Here is a 24,573-nt window from a genome sequence, read left to right on the forward strand (position 1 = left end):
AATACTTTAAAACATGAACATATTAAAATTTTTCACAGCAGGCAGTGTAGATGATGGTAAAAGTACCCTAATTGGCCGTTTGTTATATGATACAGATTCTATTTTGGCCGATCAATTAGAAGCTTTACAGAGTTCTAACCGCAAAAATGATGACGGAACAATAGATTTAGCCATTTTAACCGATGGTTTAAGGGCAGAGCGCGAGCAAGGTATTACTATTGATGTAGCTTATAAGTACTTTCAGACCGAAAAGCGGAAATTTATTATTGCCGATACACCGGGGCACATTCAATATACAAGAAACATGGTTACAGGCGCTTCTACAGCTAACCTCGCCATTATCTTAATCGACGCGCGTAACGGTGTGGTAGAACAGACCATCCGTCACTCGTATATTGTTTCCTTACTGGGCATTAAACACGTGGTTGTTTGTATTAACAAAATGGATATGGTTGACTATAGCGAAACCGTTTATAGCGCAATTATAGAAAAATACAAAGTTCTGGCCCAGCAATTAAAGCTTGCCGATGTAACCTATATTCCGGTTAGTGCCTTAAAAGGCGATAACATTGTACAAAACTCGGGCAATATGGATTGGTACGAAGGAGAGAGCTTATTACATTTCTTAGAGCAGGTTGATACCGACAACCTGGACAAATCGCAATTGGCGCGTATGCCTGTACAGTGGGTTGTACGCCCGCAAACAGAAGAATTGCATGATTACCGCGGTTATGCCGGTAGGGTATTGAGTGGAACCTTTAACTTAAATGATAAAGTTACGGTTTTGCCTAGTGGTGCGAGTTCTACTGTTGAGAAGATCGAATTTTTTGACCAGACGCCTGATGCAGCGCATGCTGGTCAGTCAGTTATTATTCACTTAAAAGACGACGTAGATATCAGCAGGGGCGATACTATTGTAAATGCATCGGCTTTGCCACAGGAAACAAAATTGATTGAGGCTGATCTTTGCTGGATGGATACCCGTGCGTTAGATACCTCGATCATGTACAATATTCAGCACAATAGCAAAATTACGAAATGTAAAATCAGCGAAATTCTTCACAAAGTGGATATCAATACACTAGAGAAACATGCCGCAGAAGAATTTAAATTGAATGATATTGGCCGCGTGATTGTGAAAACGGCTGATACCTTAGCCTTTGATTTATATGATGATAACCGTGCAAATGGTTCAGCCATTTTAGTTGATACCCGTACCAATTTAACCGTGGGTGCTTTAATGTTCAGGGCAGCAGTGGAATAGAATAAGTTGGATGATGGAAATAGATCATTAATTAATGACCAATTTTCAATGATCAACGGCATAGTCAGCGAGAACCACAACCAAATATAATAATGAGAACTTTAGGTTTTTTTAATCTAAAGTGAAAGCAATTTCAGCGGGGCGCCAGATAAGGCAGCCCCGTTTTTCGTTGACGATTTTTTAAACATTTTAAGTGTCGGCACTTTAAATTTTTTATATCTTAGTTTAAATCCCCAGATAATTTTCCGAATAAACCATAAACTATGCACGCTGGAAAGAAATATACCTTTTTCGAATTTATTGTATGGACCCGACGAGATATTTACCGTTTAACTATTCTCGCCATTATTCCTACTGTACTTTATCATTTTTGCAAGTTCACGTTTCTCTCCATTTCCTGGGTTCCGGTAGCACTTTTAGGTACGCCGTTTCTTTTATCATTAGTTTTAAAAACAATGCCAGCTATTCGCGCCTTTGGGAAGCAAGGCAGATTTACGGCGGGATTATAAATGTGAGCCGCGCTTTTGGAGTAATGGTGCGCGACTATCTTGCATCACAAGATAAAAGGACAGAGGTCCAGATTATTTTTTACCGTCATTTCGCCTGGTTAACTGCACTTCGGTTTCAGTTAAGAGAGCCAAGGGCTTGGGAAAATTCGAACGATCCCCGTAATATCGAATATGCCAGGCTGTACCATGTTTCCGAAAAAACAGATAAGTTAGAAGATATCTTGTCAAAATATCTTTCGGTAGATGAACTGAAATACGTGCTAACCAAAAAAAACAAGGCTACTCAGTTAATGGCTTTACAATCAAGTCATATCAATAAACTGTTTGCTGAGGGGTATTTATCCGACTTGCAATTACAATCGTTGCAAAGCTCGATTACCAGTTTTTACGATAACCAGGGTAAAGCCGAAAGAATTAAAAACTTTCCTTACCCACGCCATTTTTCGTCAATAGCTACCATTATGTTAAATTTATTTGTGTTTTTAGTACCATATGGTTTATTAAACGAATTTAACAAATTGGGCAATGGTACTTTGATTGAGGGTTATTCTATTTGGTTAAACGTTCCATTTGCCATTTTACTTACCTGGGTTTTTAACTCTTTGGATATTGTTGGCGAAAGTTCTACAAATCCTTTTGAAGGAAGTGCCAATGATGTACCAATTACCAATATCTCGCGGACAATAGAAATCGACATGAGGGATATGCTTGATGAATCTGATCTGCCTCCTGTACTAACACCCGAAAATAGTATATTGATGTAAATTTTCATTATGGAAATGATAGAAAATAATCATCGTATTTGTATATTGAATTAGAAAACAATAAATCAACATACCATGAAAAGAAATATCCTTTACCTCGCTTTGGCTATAATCCCTTTTGCCTATTCCTGTACCCAAAATAATAAAACAGGTACCAGCGCTAAAACTAAAACCGATTCTCTGGTTAATCAAAGCTGTTATGCCGCGGTCTTTGAAAAAGACAGTGCTGCGATGATTGTTAAAACTTTGGCTTCTGGTAAGGTAACTGGTTCATTATTGGTTAAATACGCTAATAAGCCCGAAAATAATGGCAAAATAAGTGGCAAGTTCAATGGCGATACTTTACTGGTTGATTATCGGTTTAACACTGGTAAAGATACCACAAAAGTATTTACCAATCCATTGGCCTTTTTAAAGAAAGATGGCAAACTCATTATGGGTGTTGGGCAGATTGAAACCACCTTGGGCAGATCGTATTTTGTTAAAGGAAAGCCCATTAATTACGAAGCTGGTAAATTTACTTTTGCAGAAGTGGGCTGTAAATAAAAACTAATTTGTGAGCAAAATGAAATCCTTAAGCGTAAAAATTTTTATAAGTATCATAATTGTTTTAATCTTTATTAAAGTTATCTATTCCTTTAATATTGAATATAAACGAGGATTAAATTTTGACCATACCATAGGGAATATCGTAATAACGGTTTTGGCCATATTTGTTTTTTTAGGACTATATAAATGGTTTAAAAAGTAAACTTCATAACTCAATTCCTGGTTTGGTAGTACTACAAACTAGGAATTGAACATGTAAATAATTTCTGCTGTCTAAGTATAGAAAGTACAAATGCACCAATCAGTTGGTCATCCTGTCCAAAGGTCTCCTGTGGAGAGCGGAGACGAAGAATTTTAATATAGACATTATGTTTCTTATAAAAATTTCTTCATAGCGTTCGGAATGACAATCAACGCGCACATTATCAATAAGATAGATCTTATATTAATGCCCCCAAATCCCTAAATCAATATCTACTGAAAAGCTAAGGAAAAATTATTTTAAAATAAATTACTACAATTCCCATAGACTTTATATATTTGTATTATTAACAAACGTATAACGAGCTTAAATTATCTGTTATGATTTTGAATAAAGTAGAAAAAGCGAACATTGAACCAAGAATTACTTTAATAGGTGCAGGTCCTGGCGATCCGGATTTATTTAGTTTAAAAGGTGTTAAAGCATTAAAAACAGCTGATGTTGTTTTATATGATGCAAATGTGAACGAAGCTTTATTATGTCATGCGCCAGATGGTATTCCAAAAGTTTATGTAGGTAAGCGTAGCGATAATGAGTCATTTTCTCAGGATTCAGTAAACAAACTGATTGTTGATTATGCATTAAACTACGGGCACGTGGTACGTTTAAAAAGTGGCGATCCGTTTTTCTTTGCTAAAGGATACGAAGAAATAGATGCTGCAGAATCATATAGTATTCCTACTGAAATTATTCCGGGTATTTCGAGTGCAACTGGTGCACCAAGTTTACAGAAGATCCCGATGATTTATAAAGATTTGAGCGAAAGTTTTTGGGCAGTAACCGGAACAAACTCAAAAGGCGAAATTTCAGAAGATTTATACATTGCCGCAAAAACTAAAGCAACTATTGTTGTTTTAAACGGAATTGAAAAAGTAAAAGAAATTGCTGCCATATTTCAGGCAGAAAATAAAAACCTTTTACCGGTAGCTGTAATTCAAAATGGTTCTACACCAGAGGAAAAAATTGCGGTGGGCGTTGTTGATACCATTGCTGAGATTGTTGAAGATAAAAGAATAACTGCTCCGGCTTTGTTGGTTTTTGGAGATGTAGTATCGTTACACCCGCAATTTCAGCCGATTCGCGATTTCTACGAGATTATCGCCGAAGAATATTAAGATATTTTTAAACCAAAAATATATTTGTTTTGTTGTTAAAAACCGCTTATGGATTTAGGCGGTTTTTTGTGTTTGATAGGAGTCAACTTTGTTTCTAAGCCTGATTGCAGCGGTAAGCCCGGAACGTAGTGAGGACTTATAGCGTAAAGCAGGACTGCAGATTGCCACAGAAAACTGAACATTCACTTTCTAATAAAAAACCAATTAAATTAAGAATTAAATCTCTCTATTCCGCGTTGCTCCAGTCAAGAAAACGGTTTTTCCATTAAAAAAATCAACTAAAAATATAATTTTCATTATTTGCAAAACTCAAAACAATTAGTAACTTACTTAGGTTATCTACACCAAATATTTGATGGAAATTATACATATAAGTGCCGAGTGTTACCCTGTTGCAAAAGTTGGTGGTTTAGCCGATGTAGTAGGGGCTTTACCAAAGTATCAAAATAAATTAGGCCACATTGCCAAAGTGGTTGTTCCTGCGTACGATACAAAATTTATCCGCGAAAGTGAATTTGAAGTTACTTACGATGCCTGGGCAAACTATGGTAATCACCACTTTCAGTACCGCATTTTAAAAGAAAGAACCAATAAATTGGGCTTTGATTTATACGTAATCCATATTCAGGGCTTAACCGACCGCCCGAATGTATATGGTTATAATGACGATACGGAAAGATTTGTGGCTTTCCAGATTGCTACACTTGATTGGATTGTACAATGGGAGCATCGCCCGGATGTACTTCATTGCCACGATCACCATACCGGTTTAATTCCTTTTATGGTTTCAAATTGCGTAAAATATAAAGCAATTAGTAGTGTCCCGACGGTTTTAACTGTTCATAATGCGCAATATCAAGGTCAGTTTGGATGGGATAAATTATACTATATACCAGCATTCGATTTATGGAAAGGTGGTTTGTTGGGCTGGGATGATGCCATTAACCCTTAGCATCGGCCATTAAATGTGCATGGAAAGTAACCACGGTATCGCCAAGTTACCTGGATGAGATGATGAACAATGCCCGTGGATTAGAAAGTTTATTGAGGCAGGAACGTTGGAAATCGGTTGGGATATTAAATGGAATTGATAGCGAGGTTTGGAATCCAGAAACAGATCCGATGCTGAGCAAAGGTTATAATTTAAAAACGGTTGAAGCTGGCAAACTGGCAAACAAAACAGCGCTCTGTGATGTTTTTCAATTAGATCCGTCTAAACCACTGTTTACTTTTATCGGTAGATTGGTTGATGAAAAAGGAGCCGATTTATTGCCCGATATTTTTTATACCGCTTTACAACAACATGGCGATAACATCAATATCCTGGTTTTAGGATCAGGCGATAACTGGGTGGAAGGTCGGTTAAATCAGCTGAAAGACATTTTTGCGGGTAGATATAATGCCTATATTGGTTACAATGAACAGGTTTCGCACGAGATGTATGCTGGTGCAGACTTCCTGATCATGCCATCGAGAGTGGAACCTTGTGGCTTAAATCAGCTTTATGCGTTAAGGTATGGAACTGTACCGATTGTGCGCCGAATTGGTGGATTGAAGGATACTGTAATAGATATAGGCGACGGTGGTTTTGGGATTTGCCATGATCAAACAAGTATTTGGGATGTTACCCATGCTATTAACCGTGCTGTTGAATTATATAATGACAAAAAAGCTTTTAAAGCAGTTAGAAAAACAATGATGAAGATAGACCATTCGTGGGATAAGGCAGCATTAAATTATATAGAATTATACCAAATATTAAAATAAGCTTAAACATGACTGACAAAGTTTTAGGCGTTATCCTTGGCGGTGGCCAGGGCTCTAGATTATCGCCACTAACACAAACACGTTCTAAACCGGCAGTTCCGATTGCTGGTAAATACCGATTGGTAGATATCCCGATTTCAAATTGCCTAAATTCTGGTATTCATCGAATGTTTGTGCTAACCCAGTTTAATTCAGCATCGCTAAACAAACACATTAAAAATACTTATCACTTTAGTCATTTTAGTACGGCCTTTGTTGATATTTTGGCGGCTGAACAAACTGTACAAAACTCAGGTTGGTTTCAGGGTACGGCAGATGCCGTGCGTCAGTGTATGCATCATATTGTTTCGCACGAATTCGATTACATCTTAATCTTGTCTGGAGATCAATTGTACCAGATGGACTTTAAAAATATGATCGAAAAACATATCGAAGCTAATGCTGAAATTACCATTGCCACTATCCCGGTAACCGCAAAAGATGCAACAGATTTTGGTATTTTAAAAGCCGACGATGAAAATATGATTACCTCTTTTATCGAAAAACCTAAAACGGGTTTAGAGGATTGGGTATCGGATACCGGTGAAGAAATGCAAGCCGAAGGGCGTAACTTTCTGGCATCGATGGGGATCTATGTTTTTAACCGCGAGTACCTGATCAATATCTTAAATGAGAATGAGGAGGAAAAGGATTTCGGTAAAGAGATTTTACCAAGGGCTATTACGCAGAGCAGGGTTTTAAGCTATCAATATGAAGGTTATTGGACTGATATTGGTAATATTTCATCTTTCTTTGAAGCCAATTTAGGACTAACAGATGAAATACCTAAATTTAATATGTTCGATAGTAACCATGCTATTTTCACAAGAGCAAGGATGTTACCGCCATCGAAAATTTCGGGTACTACTTTAGATAAAACCATTATTGCTGAAGGCTGCATTATTCAGGCCAGCAGGGTAGAACATGCTGTTTTGGGGATTAGGTCGAGGATTGGAAAAGATACCGTAATTACCAATGCCTATATTATGGGCAGCGACAGGTACCAAACGCTTGAAGAGATACAGGATGAAACTGGTAAAGGAAATTCATTGATCGGAATTGGAGACCGTTGTTTTATCAATAATGCCATCATCGATAAAAATTGTCGTATTGGTAATGATGTTAAAATTAATGGTGGCGACCATTTAGAAGATGGAGACTTTGAACTTTACGCTGTTAAAGATGGTATAGTCGTAATTAAAAAGGGAGCAGTAGTACCAAGCGGTACAGTGATTTAAAATAATCATTATTCATTAACTAGAAGCCAGTCGCGATTTTCGTGACTGGCTTTTTATTTGGGGACGAACCCTTGCTTCTAAACCTGATAAAGCGGAAAGCCCGGAGCGAGGAACGAGTGAGGACTTGAAGCGATAGCAGGGCTACGGGCAGCCATTAACTAGGATCTTTCATTTTCAGAAAAACAAATTCATAATTGCTTAAATGGGTTTTTAAAATTTTCTCCCTAACATTTTTCCGATCGGCTTGTTACTAAAATAAACAAAATTATAGTCTATGGCCGAAAAGCATCTTTATCAAACCGGAATTATAGGAAATTGCGCTTTCATTGCACACGTAAATAAAAACACCGATATATCCTGGCTTTGCTGGCCCCGCTTCGATAGCCCTTTTGTATTTGGCAGTTTATTGGATGAGAAAAAAGGGGGCGAATTTTCAATCTTGCCACAAGGTAAATTCACTTCTCATCAATATTATATCGAGAACACCAATGTGTTAAGAACAGAGATTACTGCCGAAGATGGAAAATACCGGATTACAGATTTTGCACCACGTTTTCATCTATACGATCGCTATTTTAAACCGCTAATGTTTATTAGAAAGATCGAACCTTTAGCTGGTAATCCACGCATTACCATTAAATGTGAGCCAGTTTGCGATTACGGAAAAGGTAAAATGAAATCGAGCAGGGGGAGTAATCATATCGATTATCAGGGCTGCGATGAAAATATCCGCTTAAGCACCAATGTGTCGCTTACCTATATTTTTGACGAAAAGGCGTTTGTACTGAATGAGGCCAAATACCTCATTATGACCTATGGACAGAATCTGGAGGCACCTGTAGTAAGTACAGCTGAAAATTTTTTACGGGAAACGATTGCATACTGGCGATTATGGATTAAACATTCATCTATTGCCGGTTTTTACCAACCTTTTGTAATTCGCTCGGCCTTGGTGCTTAAAATCCATCAATATGAAGATACAGGTGCAATTATAGCGGCCAGTACCACTAGTTTACCAGAATCGCCCGGCAGTACCCGAAACTGGGATTATAGATATTGCTGGTTAAGAGATTCGCACTATGTATTAACCTCACTTAACCATATCGGCCATTTTGAAGAAATGGAGAAGTATTTTAATTACCTCTCTGATATTTCGCATGCCGAAGATACACGCTATCAACCCCTGTATGGTATTGCAGGTGAAAGGGAAATTACCGAACATACGCTAAGTCATCTGGAAGGTTATAAAGGCGAGCAACCCATTAGAATAGGGAACCAGGCTTACGAACATATTCAAAATGATATTTACGGTCAGGTTTTAATTTCTATGTTACCACTTTATACCGACCACCGATTTGTTTTTTCTGAACGCAGCGATTCGGTAAGATGGATTGAAAGTGTACTATCTAAAATTGAACGTACCATTGACGAAAAGGATGCCGGCATTTGGGAATTCAGGAATATTGCCAATGTACATTGTTATAGTAACCTATTTCAATGGGCAGGAGCACAGGCTGCTTTAAAAATGGCCAAAACCATTGGAAACCAGGATTTCGAAAGGCGCGCGGAGATTTTAATCGATAAGGCTGCTGCACATATAGAAGCCTGCTACGATCCGGAAAGAAAAGTGTATACCAACGCCGTAGGAAGCCCGCATTTAGATGCCAGCACGCTACAATTGATCATGATGAATTATCTCGATCCAGCTTCAGATCGTGCGAAAGATCATTTAATAGCTTTAGAAAAAGAATTGAAAACGGAAGACGGGCTATTTTACCGTTACTTACATGCTGATGATTTCGGCAAGCCAAAAACAACATTTTTAATCTGTGCCTTTTGGTATGTGGAAGCTTTGGCCTGTGTTGGCCGAACAGATGAGGCAATAAAAGAATTCGAAAACATTATTAAATATTGTAACCACCTTTTGTTATTCAGTGAGGATGTTGATGCTAAAACAGGTAGCCAATGGGGTAATTTCCCTCAAGCTTATAGTCATGTGGGCCTAATGAATGCAGCTTATCGCATCGCAATTAAACTGGATAGACCGATATTTTTGTAAGGAAAGTGGATTGCAAATCCCGACCAACAAAAAAGCTTTGACAACTTTTATGTGAACACTGTATGTTAAAGTTGTCAAAGCTAAAGGTGATCTATTCCAATAGATTTAGCTTGGCTGAGCACTACGTGGTTCTCGACTATGTTGCACTTCACTCGAAATGACGATTTATTTAGCAAAATGTTGGTTAATATTAACTGCGCCCTACAAATTCTTCTTTTACTAGGCTCCAAAGTAGTTTTCGAACTTCACTAAAATCATTTAGGTAATATTTTGCTTCCGAAATGTTGTTGCCAACTTTAATGGTAAAAGCGTCATCTGGTAATGCCCTGAAAATATCTTCATCGGTATGATCATCGCCAAGGGCCAAAATAAAATCAGGTTTTTTATCGTACAACCAGTTTAGGGCAGCCTTGCCTTTGTTAACCTCCATATTTTTAAACTCAATTACCTTATTGCCAGGCATGAGTTGCAGGCCTTTATCTGCTGCTAAAATTTTCATATGACTGATAATTTCATTGGCTCTTAAATCGCCTAGCCCTTCTTCTGCTTTACGGTAATGCCAAACCAATGAGTAGCTTTTTTCTTCAATAAACGATCCCGGAGTACGGTCTGTATAAGTTTCTAATAGTGTTTTTATTTCTTGTTTCCACTGGTCGGTTAAAAGTGGCAGGCTATTCCATTTATCTCCGTACGATTTTTGCCATGCGCCATGCTCTGCAATCAAATCTACCTTTAGGTGTCCAAACCACTTTTCAAGGGTTTCATTTCGTCTGCCACTAATAATTACAACCTTATTTGCTTTATCAAGTGTTAGGTTCTCAATTAAGTCGTACAGTTCTGCATCCGGCGAAGCGTCGTCAATGTTCCCGGTAAAATCTACCAGTGTGCCATCATAATCTAAAAATAGCACCCGATCTTGTGTTTGCGTATATTTAGTTACTATCACTTCATTAATAGCATTTACTGCATGTTTTGTTAATAAGGATTTTTGAGAATCTTTCACTTCGTTTAATCTTAAAATAAAATTATTAACCCAATGTTTAACATTGAATTTTTCTACAATTGCACGCATGGCTTTCATGCGCAGTTTTTGTTCTGCCAATGGCATTTTAAGCGCAGTTACAATAGCCTCCATAATGTCGCCCAGATTATTTGGATTAACAATAATTGCATCAGTTAATTCCTTGGAAGCTCCGGCCATTTCACTTAAAATCAATACACCATCGTTATTGTTCCGGCTAGCCACATATTCTTTACTTACCAAATTCATTCCATCGCGCATAGGTGTTACCAGGCAAATATCAGCTGTAGCATAAAGCGCTGACAAAACTTCAATAGGGAAAGAACGATAAAAATAATTTACAGGAATCCAGTTCATTGAACGGTATCTCGCATTTAGATTTCCAACAAACTGATCAATCTGATCTCTTAACTCACTATATTTTGGTACGGTATCCCTTGAAGGAACAACAATCATGAAAAGTTCGATTTTGCCGATATATTCGGGATAGTGCTGGAGTAGTAATTCTAAGGCTTTTAACCTCTCCAGTATGCCTTTGCTGTAGTCGAGCCGATCGATAGATAAAATTACTTTCATATCTTCTTTACCTGCTCTGAAATAGTTAATTTCTTTTTGAACCTCTTCAGTTGCGGTTAAACCTGAAAATTTATCATAATCGATTCCCATCGGAAAAGCTTCCACAACAATTTGCCTTTCGTTGCTGTTAAGTACATTTGATGATGAATTTACCGGAAGCAAACGTGTTGCTGTACTAATAAAGTGGCGAACATCGTCAAAAGTATGGAATCCGATTAAATCAGCACCTATAAGTCCATTTAATAGCTCTTCACGCCATGGAATCAATCTGAATATTTCGTATGATGGAAAGGGGATATGCTGGAAAAAACCGATGGTGGCATTTGGGAGTTTTTCTCTTAAAATGCCTGGTAAAAGGAGTAATTGATAGTCTTGAATCCAGATTTTATCCTTTCTGTCTAATACCTGCATGGCACTTTTTGCAAATTTATCGTTAACAGATTGGTAACAGTCCCAATAACTTTGTTCGTAATGTGCGTATGTAACCAGATAATGAAATACTGGCCATAATACTTCATTTGAAAAGCCTTCGTAATATAAATTGATTTCGTTTTGAGTGAGGTAAACCGGGTAAAGGTTTAATGCAGCAAGTTTTTGGGTAACTTCTTCCTGACGTTCATCCGGTACTTCTATGCCGGGCCAGCCGATCCAGATAGAATTGCCTGATTTATAAACGTCTCCTAATCCTGTGGCAAGGCCACCCTCACTCGGAATAAGGGTGTATTCATTGTTTTCTTCGATGATTTTAACGGGTAGTCTGTTCGATATTATAACTGTCTTCATGCTTGTATTTGATGTATCCACATCATTAAAAGCATATCAAATGGGTTTTGTTTGATTTTTTAGGTCAAAAAAACATTCAAATGATTAAATGTAATTAAATACCAAAGAAAAAGTAGTGCCATTATCAGGCATTGAAACAACTTCTATGCTGCCCCTGTGCATTTTCATAATGTTGCGGCTAATGGTTAATCCTATTCCTGACCCATTTTTCCTGGTGGTGTAAAATGGAACGAATATTTTTTCAAGATCATTGGCATCTATGCCTTTTCCGTTATCGGTAACATCAATATATAGTTTGGTGTTTTCTAACCGGTAATTTACGTTGATGTGTGGGTGTTCTCTGTTCTCTACAGCGTAAATACTATTGGTAATGAGGTTGATCAGCACTTGTTCAACTAATTTTAGGTCGAGCTGAATGGTGATTTTTGAGGAAGTTTGTTCTACATCCAATACCACATTTTTAACTTTGGCAAATGGCTGCATCAATACCTTAATGTGTTTCAGTATTTCACCAATGGTATGCGATTCGAGGTTTGGTGTAGGCAGCTCGGCAATTAAGCGATAGTCTTTCACGAAATCCAATAAACCCGATGATCGTCTTTGTATGGTTTGCAAAGCTGTTTTTAAATCGTCCATTTCATCCTCAGTGAGCATTTTTTTGTTAGTTACCATTTTGTTTATGGTATCTGATAATGAACTGATTGGCGTGATCGAATTTAAGATCTCATGAGAAATTACACCAATTAATCTATTCCATGCTTCCGTCTCTTTTTGCTCAATCTCATCTTTAATGTTTTGGAAACTGATAATAGTATAATTGTTTCCGTAAAGATTTAATGGAATAACTTCTGTTGATAATTGAATCAGTTTATCCTGGATCTTCAATTCCAGAAATCTTTTTCCCCCGGCTAAAATCTGCTCTATTTCTGTTGCAAAGGCAGGGAGATGCTGCTTTAACCTGTGCCAATACTTATACGCCGGAACACCTAGCAGATTTGAAGCGGCCTGATTAAAAAAAGCAACTTCTTCATTCTCTTTCTGATTGGTATTGTTTACCACGATTACACCAACGGGAACCTGCTCCAAAATAGTTTTAATCAACTGAAACATGGCTTCTTGTTCCAATCTGATCTGTTTATGAACCTGTAAAATATCGCTAAAGGATTCGTATAACTCAGGGAAACTGCCTTTAGTTACTTTATTTTTAAAGTTTAGGGTATGATCTCTCGTTTTAACGGCTAAAATGAAACGGTTGATATCTGATCGGATCTGATTGATATAGTAATAAAGGGAAATAATTGTACCCAATAAAACTAAAGCTACGCCAATGATGGTAAACCAGAGCTGGGTATTTTTAATCAGGTAAAATAGGAGATAGCCCAGCAGATTAATAATCAGCAGGCGAAATATTAAACGGAAAGTAAAACGTTGGTAAAACATGTTTTTAAAGCTGAAAGCTTAAAGGCGAAAGACTAAAGCTTTAAGCTCTGGTCTTTCAGCTTCCAGCTTAGATTCCAAATTTCTCGATTCTTCTATATAGTGCAGCCCGTGTTAAACCAAGTTCTGCTGCAGCTTTTGATATATTTCCTTTGTGCTTATCAATTGCTTTCTGCACCATCATTTTTTCCATATCCTCCAGCGCCATTTCATCCGGTATGGCGTTGTTCTGTGCGTAGCGCTGTGGACTTAACTGCAAATCTTCTTCTGCAATATCAGCACCATCACTCATAATAACAGCTCTTTCTAAAACGTGCTGTAACTCGCGCACATTTCCAGGCCATTTATACTGTAAAAGTGCTTCTTGGGCCTTATTACTCAGTTTTCGTATGTCTTTATGGTATTTTGAGCTAAAAACCTGCATAAAATGATTGGCCAAAAGTAAAATATCTGTTCCGCGTTTGCGTAAAGCGGGTAATAAAAGCTCAACGGTGTTAATGCGGAACAGTAAATCCTGCCTAAATGTATTTTTTGCTACCATTTCATTTAAAGGCATATTGGTGGCTGTTATTAAGCGAACATTCACCTTGCGTTCTTTACTTTCTCCTAAACGGGTAACCGTACGGTTTTGCAAAACGCTTAAGAGTTTAGCTTGAAGCGGTAAAGTTAGATTTCCTATCTCGTCTAAAAATATTGTTCCGCCATCAGCCAGTTCAAAGCGGCCGGGTTTATCTTCTTTGGCATCGGTAAAAGCACCTTTAGCATAACCAAATAATTCGCTTTCGAATAAATTTTCATTTAATGAGCCTAAATCAACATGCATAAACACCTGGTTTTTCCTTTGCGAATTACCATGGATTTCATAAGCGAAAACTTGTTTCCCGGTCCCGTTTTCGCCCAGAATAAGCACATTGGCATCAGTAGGGGCTACTTTTAAGAGTGTATTCTGTAATTGCTTTATTTCATCTGCCTGCCCAACAATATTCTCGAAACCACGGGTAAGGTCTTTTTGGAGCGATGAATGTATTTTTTCTAATTTCTTTACCTTTTTGGTCGATTCGCGGAGTTTAGATGCCGAAGAAATAGTGGCAAACAGCTTTTCATTTTCCCAGGGTTTAAGAATAAAATCCGTAGCTCCTTTTTTAATCGCCTTTACTGCCAGTTCAACATTGCCAAAAGCAGTCATTAATATTACTACATAATCTTTATCAATCGATAAAATATGTTCTAGCCAATAAAGGCCTTCGCGGCCATCACTGGCCCCTTTTTGGTAGTTCATATCCAGCAAGATGATATCGATTTCATTTTTGCTCAATAAAACATTGATCTCTTTAGGCGATTTACAGGTAATTACCTGTTTTACCTGCTGCTTTAAAAACAAACGGGCACTAAGCAGGATATCGTCGTCATCATCGATAATTAAAACTGTAGCGTCAAGCATAACTTTGAAATTTTGATGTGCTAAAGTAATAAAACTGTCCGCTCTCGCACATCAACTGTCCGATAATGAACATGTAAAAAATAAGATAGCTATTAACTTATTGATTATTAGTTATTTAAATATGTTTTGTGCTTTTGGCACAAGCTTGGCTATTAGTGAAACCAAACAGTACAACCGAACACATGGATAAGAAAATCGAGAAAAAAAGATTTAGCACTAAAACCCTGTTAATTATAGGTGGAGCAATTGCCTTTGTGGTAGTTGTAATTTATGGCTATACTTTATCCCTCAAAAAAGTTTATAGCGCAGATGCCGATAAATTAACCATCAGTAAAGTAGAATATGGCGATTTTGAAGATGTAGTGTTATTAAATGCCAGTGTAGTCCCCTTAACTTCAGTAATTGTAAGTTCGTCGGAAGGTGGAACGGTTGCCGAAATTTTTACTGAAAATGGTGCTTCTGTTGTAAAAGGAACCCCACTATTAAGAATCTCTAACTCAAATGCCATGTTGAGTTATACCTCAAGCCAAACAGCAGCAACGGAGCAGATTAACCAGTTGCGGAAATCGCGGTTGGATCTAGAGCAAAATCAAAGGGTTTTAAATCAGGATTTATTAGATGTTGAAAATAATTTGCGAACAGCCGCCAGGCAATATCGTTTGGATAGCGCATTGTTTAACAAAAAGGTAATTACCTTACAGGAATTTAATAAATCAAGTCAGGATTACGAATATTATCAAGGTAAACGCAAAATCGTAAGGCAGGCTATTGCCCAGGAAAACCAAAGTAGAAAGATGCAGTTGGCTCAGATCGATCAATCGATGGGGCAAATGAACGAAAGTTTGGAAATGATCCGTAAGAACATCGAAAATATGACGATCAAAGCTCCGGTATCCGGTAAACTATCCTCTTACGATCCGGTTATCGGTAAATCGTATAACTCTAATGAAATGATCGGAAAAATTGATGTGCTGCAAGGTTATAAACTTCAGGCAGGCGTTGATGAATATTATATCAACCGGGTAAAAGAAGGGCAAACCGCTAACTGTGAGTTTAATGGCAAAACTTATAACTTAACAGTGAGTAAAGTGATACCTGAGGTTACAGCAGGTCAGTTTCAGGTAGAAATGGTTTTTAAGGGAGCAGCACCTGAAGGTTTACGCCGTGGATTATCGTTGCAGACCAAACTAACCTTATCTGATAACAGCAAATCGCTGCTTCTTGCGCAAGGACAGTTTTTCCAGAGCACAGGAGGCTCTTGGGTATTTGTGGTAAACAATGGTAAAGCCACCAAGAAAAATGTTAAAATCGGACGAAAAAATTATCTGTACTACGAAATACTGGATGGTTTGCAGAAAGGTGATGAAGTAATTACCTCGTCTTACGATCAGTTTAACCAGTACGACCAGGTAGAGATTAATAAATAGGTTAGCGTTTAGAGGTAGGTGTTTAGCGCCAATTTAACTGATGATAGATAATTAATATAACCAAGTCTTTATACTTGATACTAAATACTTGATACTAGAATAACACTTGATACTATGATTAAAATAGAAAATCTGGAAAAAGTTTACAAGACCGAAGAAGTAGAAACTACGGCACTTAACGGCATTAATCTCCATGTTGAAGCAGGAGAATTTGTTTCTATCATGGGACCTTCGGGCTGCGGGAAATCTACTTTGTTAAATGTAATGGGTTTGTTGGATAAGCCTGAAAGCGGAAGTTACAAATTTATAGATACGGAGCTTTTAACGCTTAACGATAGAGAACGTTCAAATTTCCGTAAAAGAAATATGGGATTCGTTTTTCAGAATTTTAACCTGATCGACGAATTAACCGTTTTCGAAAACATTGAACTGCCCTTGATTTATAATAAGATTCCTGCCGGAGAACGTAAGAAATTGGTAAATGAAATTATCGAAAGAATGAATATCGTAAACCGTAGCGGGCATTTCCCTCAACAATTATCGGGTGGACAGCAGCAACGGGTAGCAGTAGCCAGGGCTTTGGTAACGAAACCTAAACTGGTTCTGGCTGATGAGCCTACGGGAAACCTTGATAGCTCGCATGGTAATGAAGTAATGGAACTACTTTGCGAACTGAATGAAACCGGAACGACCATTGTAATGGTTACACACTCTAGTCATGATGCTAGTTTCTCTAACCGGATCATCAACCTAAAAGATGGACATGTGATATCTGAGAAGATCAATAAAAGCAGAAATGAAGAGTTGATATAAAGGCCTAAGGTTAATCTACCTAATGCTTGGTCCTAAACCTTAAACTCGTATAAAAAAGATTTTAGTTTAGTTAATGATAGGCCTGCACCCAATCTTCCTGGATAGGAAGATTGGGTGCAGGCATAAGAAAGATAAAGGCCAAACCTACACCCTCAACCTCAAAAAATATGTTTAAGTTAAATTTAAAAATCGCTTTGCGAAACCTTTGGAAAAACAAGGGTTTCTCCTTAATTAACATTGGAGGATTAGCCATAGGCTTAGCCAGTTGCATGGTTTTGCTACTGTATGTTGCTTACGAGTGGAGCTACGATAAACAGTTCTCCAATCATGATAAAACTTATGTCGTTTATCAAAACATGGAGGCAAGTGGTAAAACTTTTAGCTGGGCGTGGACACCAAATGTTATGGCTAAAGAAGTGCAAGAAAAAATCCCTGGCGTTAAATATGCCGCTCACACTACTTATCCGAGAAAACAACTCATTACCGTTGGCGATAATAAGATAAATAGCAATGCCGTATTTGCCGATCAGAATTTTATTAAAATATTGGATTATAAATTTCTTGAAGGTAATTCGGCCACAGTTTTAAAAGATGTAAATACCATCATCCTCACCAAATCTTTTGCAACAAAGTTATTTGGAAATGAAGATCCTATTAATAAAACAGTAAAGCTCGAAAACGAGGAAGTATTAAAAGTAGAAGCTGTAATAGAAGATGCTCCCGCAAATAGCAGCTTAACTTTTGAATGCATTATGCCTTGGGCATTGTTCGAAAAGCGTCAACCTTGGGTAAAGGAAGGCAATTGGGGGAATAACATGTGTTTAACACTTGTTCAGTTAAAGGATAATAACTTTTTCACTAATGCAAATGATCTGATGTATGGTATTTACAAACGCAATCAAAAAGATAATACAGCGGTAGCTTTATTGCATCCATTAACCAAATGGCATTTATATGATGATTTTCAAAACGGTAAATCAGTAGGTGGTAAAATAGATCAACTTAAAATATTTTTATTGCTGGCCTTTTGCATTTTGCTAATTGCCTGTGTAAATTTTATGAATTTATCTACAGCACGATCAGAGCGTAGGGCAAAAGAAGTTGGCGTTCGTAAAGCAATTGGATCAACACGTAAATCGTTAATTAACCAGTTTTTTTTAGAATCGCTGCTCATCACATTTATCGCCACAGTTTTAGCTTTTATCTTAATTGAGGTGAGTTTGCCATATTTTAATAGTTTGTTAGATATTAAATTAACAATAGATTATCATAACGGCCTATTTTGGTTAACACTTGTGGGGCTAATGGTTTTAACCGGATTTATTGCTGGTAGTTATCCAGCGCTTTATCTATCTTCTTTTGAGCCTATCAAAGTTTTAAAAGGTTTCACGCTTAAAGCAGATTCATCCGCTTCCGTGAGGAAAGTATTAGTGGTTGGCCAATTCGTTTTTGCTGCAAGTTTAATTATTTGTACGGCTGTAATTTATCAGCAACTTAATTATGTCAAAAATAAACCTATTGGTTACGATCAATCCAATTTAATTCAAATAGCAGTAGTTGGCAGAATGAACGATGCTGCTAAGCTAGAATTGCTAAAAACGCAACTAATAGCAGCTGGTGCAACAACGAGTATTACTTTTTTTAGTACTGATTTTACTGAAGGAGGTGATAATACAACTGGTGTACAATGGGAAGGTAAAAATCCGAATGAGAAAATTTCTTTTAACCATAGAACAATAGGATATGATTTTGTTGAAACTATTGGCACTAAAATGATTAATGGTAGGGAGTTTTCTGCGAAATTTCCTAATGATACAGCTAGCGTATTGTTAAATGAGGCGGCTGTGAGAATGATGCAATTAAAAAATCCGATTGGCAAAGTAATTACTTTCTGGGATAAAAAGTTAACTATAGTTGGTATTGTAAAAGATTTTGTGGTAGAAAGTGCTTATCAAAGAGTGGCCCCAATGATTTTTAGGACAAGTGGAAAGTACGATGCGAGGGTTATCATTGCACGTTTAAATCCAAATCAAAACATCAGTTCATCACTGGCTAAAATTGATGATATAGTAAAGCAAATGGAACCCAATTATCCTGTTAACCGCAAATTTGTGAACGAATCTTTTGAAGTGAAATTTAAAAATGAAAAACTTTTAGGTTCACTTTCAAACTGGTTTGGCGGTTTTGCAATCTTCATTTCCTGTTTAGGATTATTAGGCCTGGCGCTTTTTATGGCAGAGCAACGCAAAAAGGAAATCAGTATCCGTAAAGTTTTAGGTGCAAGTACTAGCAATATCCTCGTGTTGTTAAATAAAGATTTTATAAAATTGGTGGCCATTGCCAATCTTATAGCGTTCCCATTAGCATATATTATTGTAAATAAATGGCTTTCAGCTTTCGAGTATCGCGTCTCTATATCTGCATTGCCGTTTATAGCCGCAATTAGTCTTTCCGTAATCATTGCCATACTCACTGTAAGTATTCAATCGGTTAAAGTAGCGAAGGCAAACCCGGTGGATGCATTAAAATATGAATAATACCAGTGTAAAGCGGATGGCGATAAGCGTATAAACGCCCGTCGAAACCCGCTCAACGCCAAACGATAAAACTATGTTTAGACTTAACTTAAAAATTGCACTGCGTAACCTTTGGCGAAACAAGGTGAGCTCGTTTATTAACGTAATTGGGATGGCCATTGGTTTGGCTGCCTGTTTAATGTTGCTCTTATATGTTACCTACGAATGGAACTTTGATAAGCAGGCTAAAGAATCGGCTAACGTTTTTACCACGATGACCAATATTCCGGGTGATAACGGTAAGATTTCTGGGACATTTGAAGGCTCTACCACTGCTTTTGGCCCGGTAATTAAACAAAGCTTGCCCGAACTGAGGTACATGGCTAGGATGGACTATGGGGGCAAGAATTTAATTGCTAACGGTCAAAATGCATTCAAGCGTCAATCTAAATTCGCAGAGCCGGATATCTTAAAAATGTACGATTATGAATTTATTTATGGCAATGCCAGTACCGCTTTAAGTAATCCAAATTCTGTTATTTTAACGGAATCTACCGCTAAAGTATTGTTCGGCACAGCTGATGTATTGAATAAAAGTGTACGTTTTAAAGATCGTTTAGATTTGAATATAACTGGCGTAATTAAAGATCAACCTGATAATAGCTCCAATAAATTTGATTATTTAATGCCTTGGTCCTTATACGAAACGATTGATCGGAGCGCCAAAGATTTAAACTGGAGCAATTATAGTTTTGTAACGCTGGTGATGTTAAAAAATGGCGCAAATTTAGATTTGGTTAATCAAAAAATCAATCAGATAGAGAAAAAGAATAATACAAATAATCAGCAATCGCAGGTATTGTTCCCATTGGCTAAGCTACATTTATATGGCAAGTTCGAAGATGGCAAAAGTATCGGTGGCGCAATAGAACAGATTTATTTGTTCGTTGGCTTAGCTTTTGGAATTCTCTTAATTGCCTGTATTAATTTTATGAACATGGCTACAGCCAAATCAGAAAAACGTGCAAAAGAAGTAGGCATAAAAAAAACCATTGGTGCCAATCGTAGTTCGCTGATTATACAGTTCTTAACAGAATCGATGATGCTAACTTTTATTGCGGTGATCTTTTCGATTGCCATCCTCGAGATCTTTTTGCCCACCTTTAACAACCTGTTGAATATAAAATTGAATATCTCTTATTTCAACAACATCAGTTGGATGGGTATTCTGGGGATTGTTTTAGCTACAGGCTTAATCGCAGGCAGCTATCCTGCATTTTACCTCTCGTCTTTTAACCCGATACAAACCTTAAAGCGAAAAATTAAATCTGGTGGTTTCTTTTCGGTTAGTTTAAGGCAAGTATTAGTTGTTGGACAATTCTGTTTTGCCATTATCCTCATCATTTCCACTTTGGTTATCTATAAGCAAATCCAGTACATTAAAAACAGGCCAGTAGGTTTTGATGTGAACGCTTTAGTAGAAATGCCACAGGATGGCGAACTGAAAACAAAATATGAACTGCTCCGCAGTGAACTGCTAAAATCTGGAGCGGTTACCTCAATGTTCCAATCGTCGGTGAGTTTATCACATCATGGTCGAAATTTTGCAGGTATCGAATGGGAAGGGATGCTGAAAGCTACAAACAACCAATTGTTTAACCAGGTAATTACGACCTACGATTTTATTAAAACCAATGGCATTAAATTGACCAGTGGAAGAGATTTTTCAGAAAATTTCGCATCAGATACCAGCGCTGTGATGGTGAGCACATCGGCTGTTAAGGTTTTTGGCTATAAAAATCCGGTAGGCAAAACAATTACCATTTTTGGGGATAAATTTAATATCATAGGCGTTTTCGATGACTATGTTTGGGATTCTCCTTACAAATCGAACAATCCAATGGTGGTATTCTTCGATAAGAACCAAACGGGAAATATCACCATGCGTTTGAATGAAAATAACAGCCTTCAAAGTAATATCGAAAATATCGGCAGGATCACAAAGGCTTTAAATCCAGCTTATCCATTGGAGATTAACTTTCTAAATAATGTTTACGCTGAAAAATATAATTCCGAAAAAACTTTAGGTATCCTTTCAAATCTTTTTGGCGGACTTGCCATATTCGTTTCCTGTTTGGGGCTCTTTGGTCTGGTAGCTTATAGCGCCGAGCAGCGGACAAAAGAATTTGGTGTACGCAAGGTACTGGGCGCCTCTTTATTTAATTTAATGCAATTGCTGTCGTTCTCTTTTGTGAAAATGATTGTGGTTGCTATCGTAATCGCTATTCCTTTCAGTTATTATTTAATGAATAAATGGCTGATGAAGTTCGAATTCCATACCGAAATTTCATGGTGGATTATGCCGATAGCTGGATTAGGGACTTTGTTAATGGCGTTGATTACCGTGAGTTTTCAGGCCTATAAAACAGCCAATGCTAACCCTGTTGATGCACTAAAATATGAGTAAGACCTGCGTTGGGCATTTGGCGATCAGCGTTTATTGTTCGTCAATCGCTAACCGCTTTACGCTAACCCTTAAACCTACACCCTATGTTCAGATTAAACTTTAAAATAGCACTACGTAACCTTTGGAAAAATAAAGGCTTTACATTGATCAATGTAGGTGGCCTAGCTATCGGAATGGCCTGTTGTTTAATGTTACTTTTGTATGTTAACTACGAATGGAGTTTCGATAAGCAATATAAAAATGCCGATAAAGTATATTTAGCGGCTTTAAATTTAAAGTTCAACGGTAAACTGGCTACTACAATGGCCGTTCCGAATAAACTGGCTAAAGCTGGGGTTTCAGAATTGCCAGGCATTAAAAGTGCAGCCCGTATTTCGATGAACAATGGCCAGAAATTATATAGCCATAATCAGCATAATTTTAAGTTGGCTGGCATGAATGTAGATCCAGATTTTTTAAAGATTCTCGATCATAAATTCATCTACGGAGATCCAAATACAGCGCTAAATGAGCCAGATAATGTGCTCATTAGCCAATCTACATCAAAAAAGTTATTTGGTGATGAGAATCCTGTCGGGCAGCTCATTAAGTACGATAACCGGGTTAATTTAAAAGTAAGTGCGGTAATAGAAGATCTTCCTAAAAATCAGAGCATGCAGTATGATCTGTTACAGCCATGGGCTTTTTTAGAACAGGAAAATCCTTCGGAAAAAGAAAATGGATGGGGAGCAATTACTTGTTTAACCTTATTTCAACTTAAAGATAATGCTTCTCTAGATGCCACAAATTCGGCTTTAAAACACTTTATAGTGAATAAAGAACCTGATTTAAAAGAAATGACCTACGAACCTTTTCTTTTCCCTTTAAGTAAACTTCATTTATATGACGATTTTGAAGGCGGAAAAGCGGTTGGAGGTAAAATTGATCAGTTGAGGCTGTTTGTTTTTCTGGCCATTTGCGTGCTGTTTATTGCCTGTATCAATTACATGAATCTTTCAACGGCTAAATCAGAGAAACGTGCCCGCGAGGTAGGGGTTAGAAAGGCTTTGGGTTCTACCAGAAATACAATAATGGGACAATTTATGATAGAATCGCTGCTGTTGTCGTTTTTAGCAATGTTAATTGCCTTTACACTGCTCGAGGTCTCGTTACCTTATTTTAACAATCTGCTCAATATCTCGATCAAAATTGATTATAATGCTTATCAATTTTGGAGTGTATTACTGGCTATGGTGCTGGTAACTGGTTTGCTTGCTGGCAGTTATCCTGCATTTTATCTTTCATCTTTTATTCCTGTAAAGGTATTAAAAGGGTTTAAGGGTTCAACTGGCTCCTTATCTATTCGCAAAACACTTGTAGTGGTGCAGTTTAGCCTTTCTATCTGCATGATTATTTCGGCAATTGTAATTTACAGTCAAATTCAACACCTTAAAAATAAACCCTTAGGTTTTGATGAGACGGCATTGGCACAGATCGACCTGGAAGGGGAATGGACAAAACCCGAAAAACTCAAAACCTTTAAAAACGAAATGGAAAGGGAAGGAGCCATTGTTGCTGCAACGGAATATGCCAACTCTTTTACCAGTAGCGGTTCAATTACCAGTGACATTCAATGGCCAGACAAGCCTAAAAATGATGTCTCGATTATTAATTATAGAAGTACAGGTTTCGATTTTGCCAAAACAACTGGTGTAAAGATTCTTGCAGGGAGGGATTTTGATCCTAAATTTCCAGCTGATACCGCTACATCTCTGCTCCTCAATCAAAGTGCTGTTAAAATAATGGGCTTAAAAAATCCTGTGGGTACCGTTATCCATTGGGGCGATAACCCGCCGCTTAAAGTGGTAGGCGTTGTGCAAGATTATTCTAATGAATCACTTGCTTCTAAAATACAGCCTACAGTTTATTATTACAATGTTAAAACGAGTCGGGTTTTGCTGCTTAAACTCAATCCTAAACAATCGCTTTCTAATTCAATCGAAGCGATAAAATCGGTAAGTCAACGTTTAAACCCTGCTTATCCAATTGAAGTGAAACTGGTTAGTCAGGGCATGGCCGAAAAACTCCGGAGCGAAAGGTTGCTTAGCGTACTTTCCAATATTTTTGGAGGATTTGCCATTTTTATTTCCTGCTTAGGTTTATTGGGTTTAGCGCTATATACCGCTGAACAGCGCAGTAAAGAAATCAGTATCCGTAAAGTATTGGGTGCTAACCTTTCTGATATCTTGGTCCTTTTGAACAAAGATTTTATGAAACTGGTAATCATATCCAATGTAATCGCTATTCCGGTAGCCTATATTCTTGTTGCCAAATGGCTGGAAAAATATGATTATAAGATTACGATTAATCCGTGGCCTTTTTTGCTTGCCCTTTTAACCTCGGTAATTATTGCCATTTTAACGGTAAGCCTGCAAACCTTTAAAGTGGCCAAAGCAAACGCAGTTGATGCACTTAAATATGAATAAGACCTGCATGAGGTGTTTGGTGCTAAGCATTTAAACGCTACACGCCAAACACTTTACGCCA

At 37.5% G+C, this 24,573-nt stretch carries 16 protein-coding genes; 13 read left to right on the forward strand and 3 right to left on the reverse strand.

The genetic code is table 11. The annotated features are described in order from the left end of the window. Positions 1-13 precede the first annotated feature (13 nt). From H9N25_RS04415 to H9N25_RS04445, 8 genes are all read left to right on the forward strand, one after another. A complete protein-coding gene (locus H9N25_RS04415; RefSeq protein WP_190328075.1) occupies positions 14-1,264 on the forward strand; it encodes a sulfate adenylyltransferase subunit 1 in 1,251 nt (416 codons plus the stop codon). A 370-nt stretch (positions 1,265-1,634) separates the two neighbouring features. Continuing rightward, positions 1,635-2,537 (forward strand): bestrophin family protein, encoded by a 903-nt coding sequence (locus H9N25_RS04420; RefSeq protein ID WP_223833583.1) that lies wholly within the window; start codon positions 1,635-1,637, stop codon positions 2,535-2,537. Between the two features lie 75 nt (positions 2,538-2,612). Beyond that, entirely contained in the window at positions 2,613-3,083 is a 471-nt protein-coding gene (locus H9N25_RS04425; RefSeq protein ID WP_190328076.1) for a hypothetical protein, read from the forward strand. 585 nt (positions 3,084-3,668) lie between these two features. After that, a complete protein-coding gene (gene cobA / locus H9N25_RS04430; RefSeq protein WP_167293580.1) occupies positions 3,669-4,463 on the forward strand; it encodes a uroporphyrinogen-III C-methyltransferase in 795 nt (264 codons plus the stop codon). Positions 4,464-4,818: 355 nt separating this feature from the next. Beyond that, positions 4,819-5,415 carry a glycogen/starch synthase gene (locus H9N25_RS25235; RefSeq protein ID WP_330221088.1) on the forward strand — a complete coding sequence of 199 codons (597 nt, stop codon included), beginning with the start codon at positions 4,819-4,821 and terminating at the stop codon, positions 5,413-5,415. 59 nt (positions 5,416-5,474) lie between these two features. After that, entirely contained in the window at positions 5,475-6,230 is a 756-nt protein-coding gene (locus H9N25_RS25240; RefSeq protein ID WP_330221089.1) for a glycogen synthase, read from the forward strand. 8 nt (positions 6,231-6,238) lie between these two features. After that, positions 6,239-7,507 carry a glucose-1-phosphate adenylyltransferase gene (locus H9N25_RS04440; RefSeq protein ID WP_167293582.1) on the forward strand — a complete coding sequence of 423 codons (1,269 nt, stop codon included), beginning with the start codon at positions 6,239-6,241 and terminating at the stop codon, positions 7,505-7,507. Between the two features lie 274 nt (positions 7,508-7,781). Then, positions 7,782-9,566, forward strand: a complete 1,785-nt coding sequence (locus tag H9N25_RS04445) for a glycoside hydrolase family 15 protein (RefSeq protein WP_190328077.1) — start codon at positions 7,782-7,784, stop codon at positions 9,564-9,566. A 190-nt stretch (positions 9,567-9,756) separates the two neighbouring features. Here H9N25_RS04445 and H9N25_RS04450 read toward each other — a convergent pair whose 3' ends face one another. The 3 genes from H9N25_RS04450 to H9N25_RS04460 all read right to left on the reverse strand — a co-directional run bounded on the left by H9N25_RS04450 (position 9,757) and on the right by H9N25_RS04460 (position 14,824). Next, positions 9,757-11,946, reverse strand: coding sequence for a bifunctional alpha,alpha-trehalose-phosphate synthase (UDP-forming)/trehalose-phosphatase (locus H9N25_RS04450; RefSeq protein WP_190328078.1), 2,190 nt, complete (start codon positions 11,944-11,946; stop codon positions 9,757-9,759). An 84-nt stretch (positions 11,947-12,030) separates the two neighbouring features. After that, positions 12,031-13,386: a sensor histidine kinase gene (locus tag H9N25_RS04455; protein WP_167293585.1), complete on the reverse strand. Its 1,356-nt coding sequence runs from the start codon at positions 13,384-13,386 to the stop codon at positions 12,031-12,033. A gap of 67 nt (positions 13,387-13,453) precedes the next feature. Continuing rightward, on the reverse strand, positions 13,454-14,824 hold the full coding sequence (locus tag H9N25_RS04460) for a sigma-54-dependent transcriptional regulator (protein ID WP_167293586.1): 1,371 nt from the start codon (positions 14,822-14,824) through the stop codon (positions 13,454-13,456). A 182-nt stretch (positions 14,825-15,006) separates the two neighbouring features. Here H9N25_RS04460 and H9N25_RS04465 point away from each other — a divergent pair, with 182 nt between their 5' ends. From H9N25_RS04465 to H9N25_RS04485, 5 genes are all read left to right on the forward strand, one after another. After that, the gene (locus tag H9N25_RS04465; RefSeq protein WP_167293587.1) at positions 15,007-16,251 is read left to right on the forward strand and encodes an efflux RND transporter periplasmic adaptor subunit; all 1,245 of its coding nucleotides are present in this window, start codon (positions 15,007-15,009) and stop codon (positions 16,249-16,251) included. Positions 16,252-16,365: 114 nt separating this feature from the next. Beyond that, positions 16,366-17,064, forward strand: coding sequence for an ABC transporter ATP-binding protein (locus H9N25_RS04470; protein WP_167293588.1), 699 nt, complete (start codon positions 16,366-16,368; stop codon positions 17,062-17,064). Positions 17,065-17,231: 167 nt separating this feature from the next. Continuing rightward, positions 17,232-19,601: an ABC transporter permease gene (locus tag H9N25_RS04475; RefSeq protein WP_190328079.1), complete on the forward strand. Its 2,370-nt coding sequence runs from the start codon at positions 17,232-17,234 to the stop codon at positions 19,599-19,601. Positions 19,602-19,674: 73 nt separating this feature from the next. After that, positions 19,675-22,047, forward strand: coding sequence for an ABC transporter permease (locus tag H9N25_RS04480; RefSeq protein ID WP_190328080.1), 2,373 nt, complete (start codon positions 19,675-19,677; stop codon positions 22,045-22,047). An 83-nt stretch (positions 22,048-22,130) separates the two neighbouring features. Continuing rightward, positions 22,131-24,512 carry an ABC transporter permease gene (locus H9N25_RS04485; protein WP_190328081.1) on the forward strand — a complete coding sequence of 794 codons (2,382 nt, stop codon included), beginning with the start codon at positions 22,131-22,133 and terminating at the stop codon, positions 24,510-24,512. Positions 24,513-24,573 lie beyond the last annotated feature (61 nt).

This window comes from Pedobacter riviphilus (genome assembly GCF_014692875.1).
Lineage (GTDB): Bacteria > Bacteroidota > Bacteroidia > Sphingobacteriales > Sphingobacteriaceae > Pedobacter > Pedobacter riviphilus.

What these genes read in the sequence shown, in the direction of transcription:
- H9N25_RS04415 (WP_190328075.1), top strand. Translation starts at nt 14, where the DNA reads ATGAACATATTAAAATTTTTCACAGCAGGCAGTGTAGATGATGGTAAA.
- H9N25_RS04425 (WP_190328076.1), top strand. Translation starts at nt 2,613, where the DNA reads ATGAAAAGAAATATCCTTTACCTCGCTTTGGCTATAATCCCTTTTGCC.
- cobA (WP_167293580.1), top strand. Translation starts at nt 3,669, where the DNA reads ATGATTTTGAATAAAGTAGAAAAAGCGAACATTGAACCAAGAATTACT.
- H9N25_RS25235 (WP_330221088.1), top strand. Translation starts at nt 4,819, where the DNA reads ATGGAAATTATACATATAAGTGCCGAGTGTTACCCTGTTGCAAAAGTT.
- H9N25_RS25240 (WP_330221089.1), top strand. Translation starts at nt 5,475, where the DNA reads ATGATGAACAATGCCCGTGGATTAGAAAGTTTATTGAGGCAGGAACGT.
- H9N25_RS04440 (WP_167293582.1), top strand. Translation starts at nt 6,239, where the DNA reads ATGACTGACAAAGTTTTAGGCGTTATCCTTGGCGGTGGCCAGGGCTCT.
- H9N25_RS04445 (WP_190328077.1), top strand. Translation starts at nt 7,782, where the DNA reads ATGGCCGAAAAGCATCTTTATCAAACCGGAATTATAGGAAATTGCGCT.
- H9N25_RS04450 (WP_190328078.1), bottom strand. Translation starts at nt 11,946, where the DNA reads ATGAAGACAGTTATAATATCGAACAGACTACCCGTTAAAATCATCGAA.
- H9N25_RS04455 (WP_167293585.1), bottom strand. Translation starts at nt 13,386, where the DNA reads ATGTTTTACCAACGTTTTACTTTCCGTTTAATATTTCGCCTGCTGATT.
- H9N25_RS04460 (WP_167293586.1), bottom strand. Translation starts at nt 14,824, where the DNA reads ATGCTTGACGCTACAGTTTTAATTATCGATGATGACGACGATATCCTG.
- H9N25_RS04465 (WP_167293587.1), top strand. Translation starts at nt 15,007, where the DNA reads ATGGATAAGAAAATCGAGAAAAAAAGATTTAGCACTAAAACCCTGTTA.
- H9N25_RS04470 (WP_167293588.1), top strand. Translation starts at nt 16,366, where the DNA reads ATGATTAAAATAGAAAATCTGGAAAAAGTTTACAAGACCGAAGAAGTA.
- H9N25_RS04475 (WP_190328079.1), top strand. Translation starts at nt 17,232, where the DNA reads ATGTTTAAGTTAAATTTAAAAATCGCTTTGCGAAACCTTTGGAAAAAC.
- H9N25_RS04480 (WP_190328080.1), top strand. Translation starts at nt 19,675, where the DNA reads ATGTTTAGACTTAACTTAAAAATTGCACTGCGTAACCTTTGGCGAAAC.
- H9N25_RS04485 (WP_190328081.1), top strand. Translation starts at nt 22,131, where the DNA reads ATGTTCAGATTAAACTTTAAAATAGCACTACGTAACCTTTGGAAAAAT.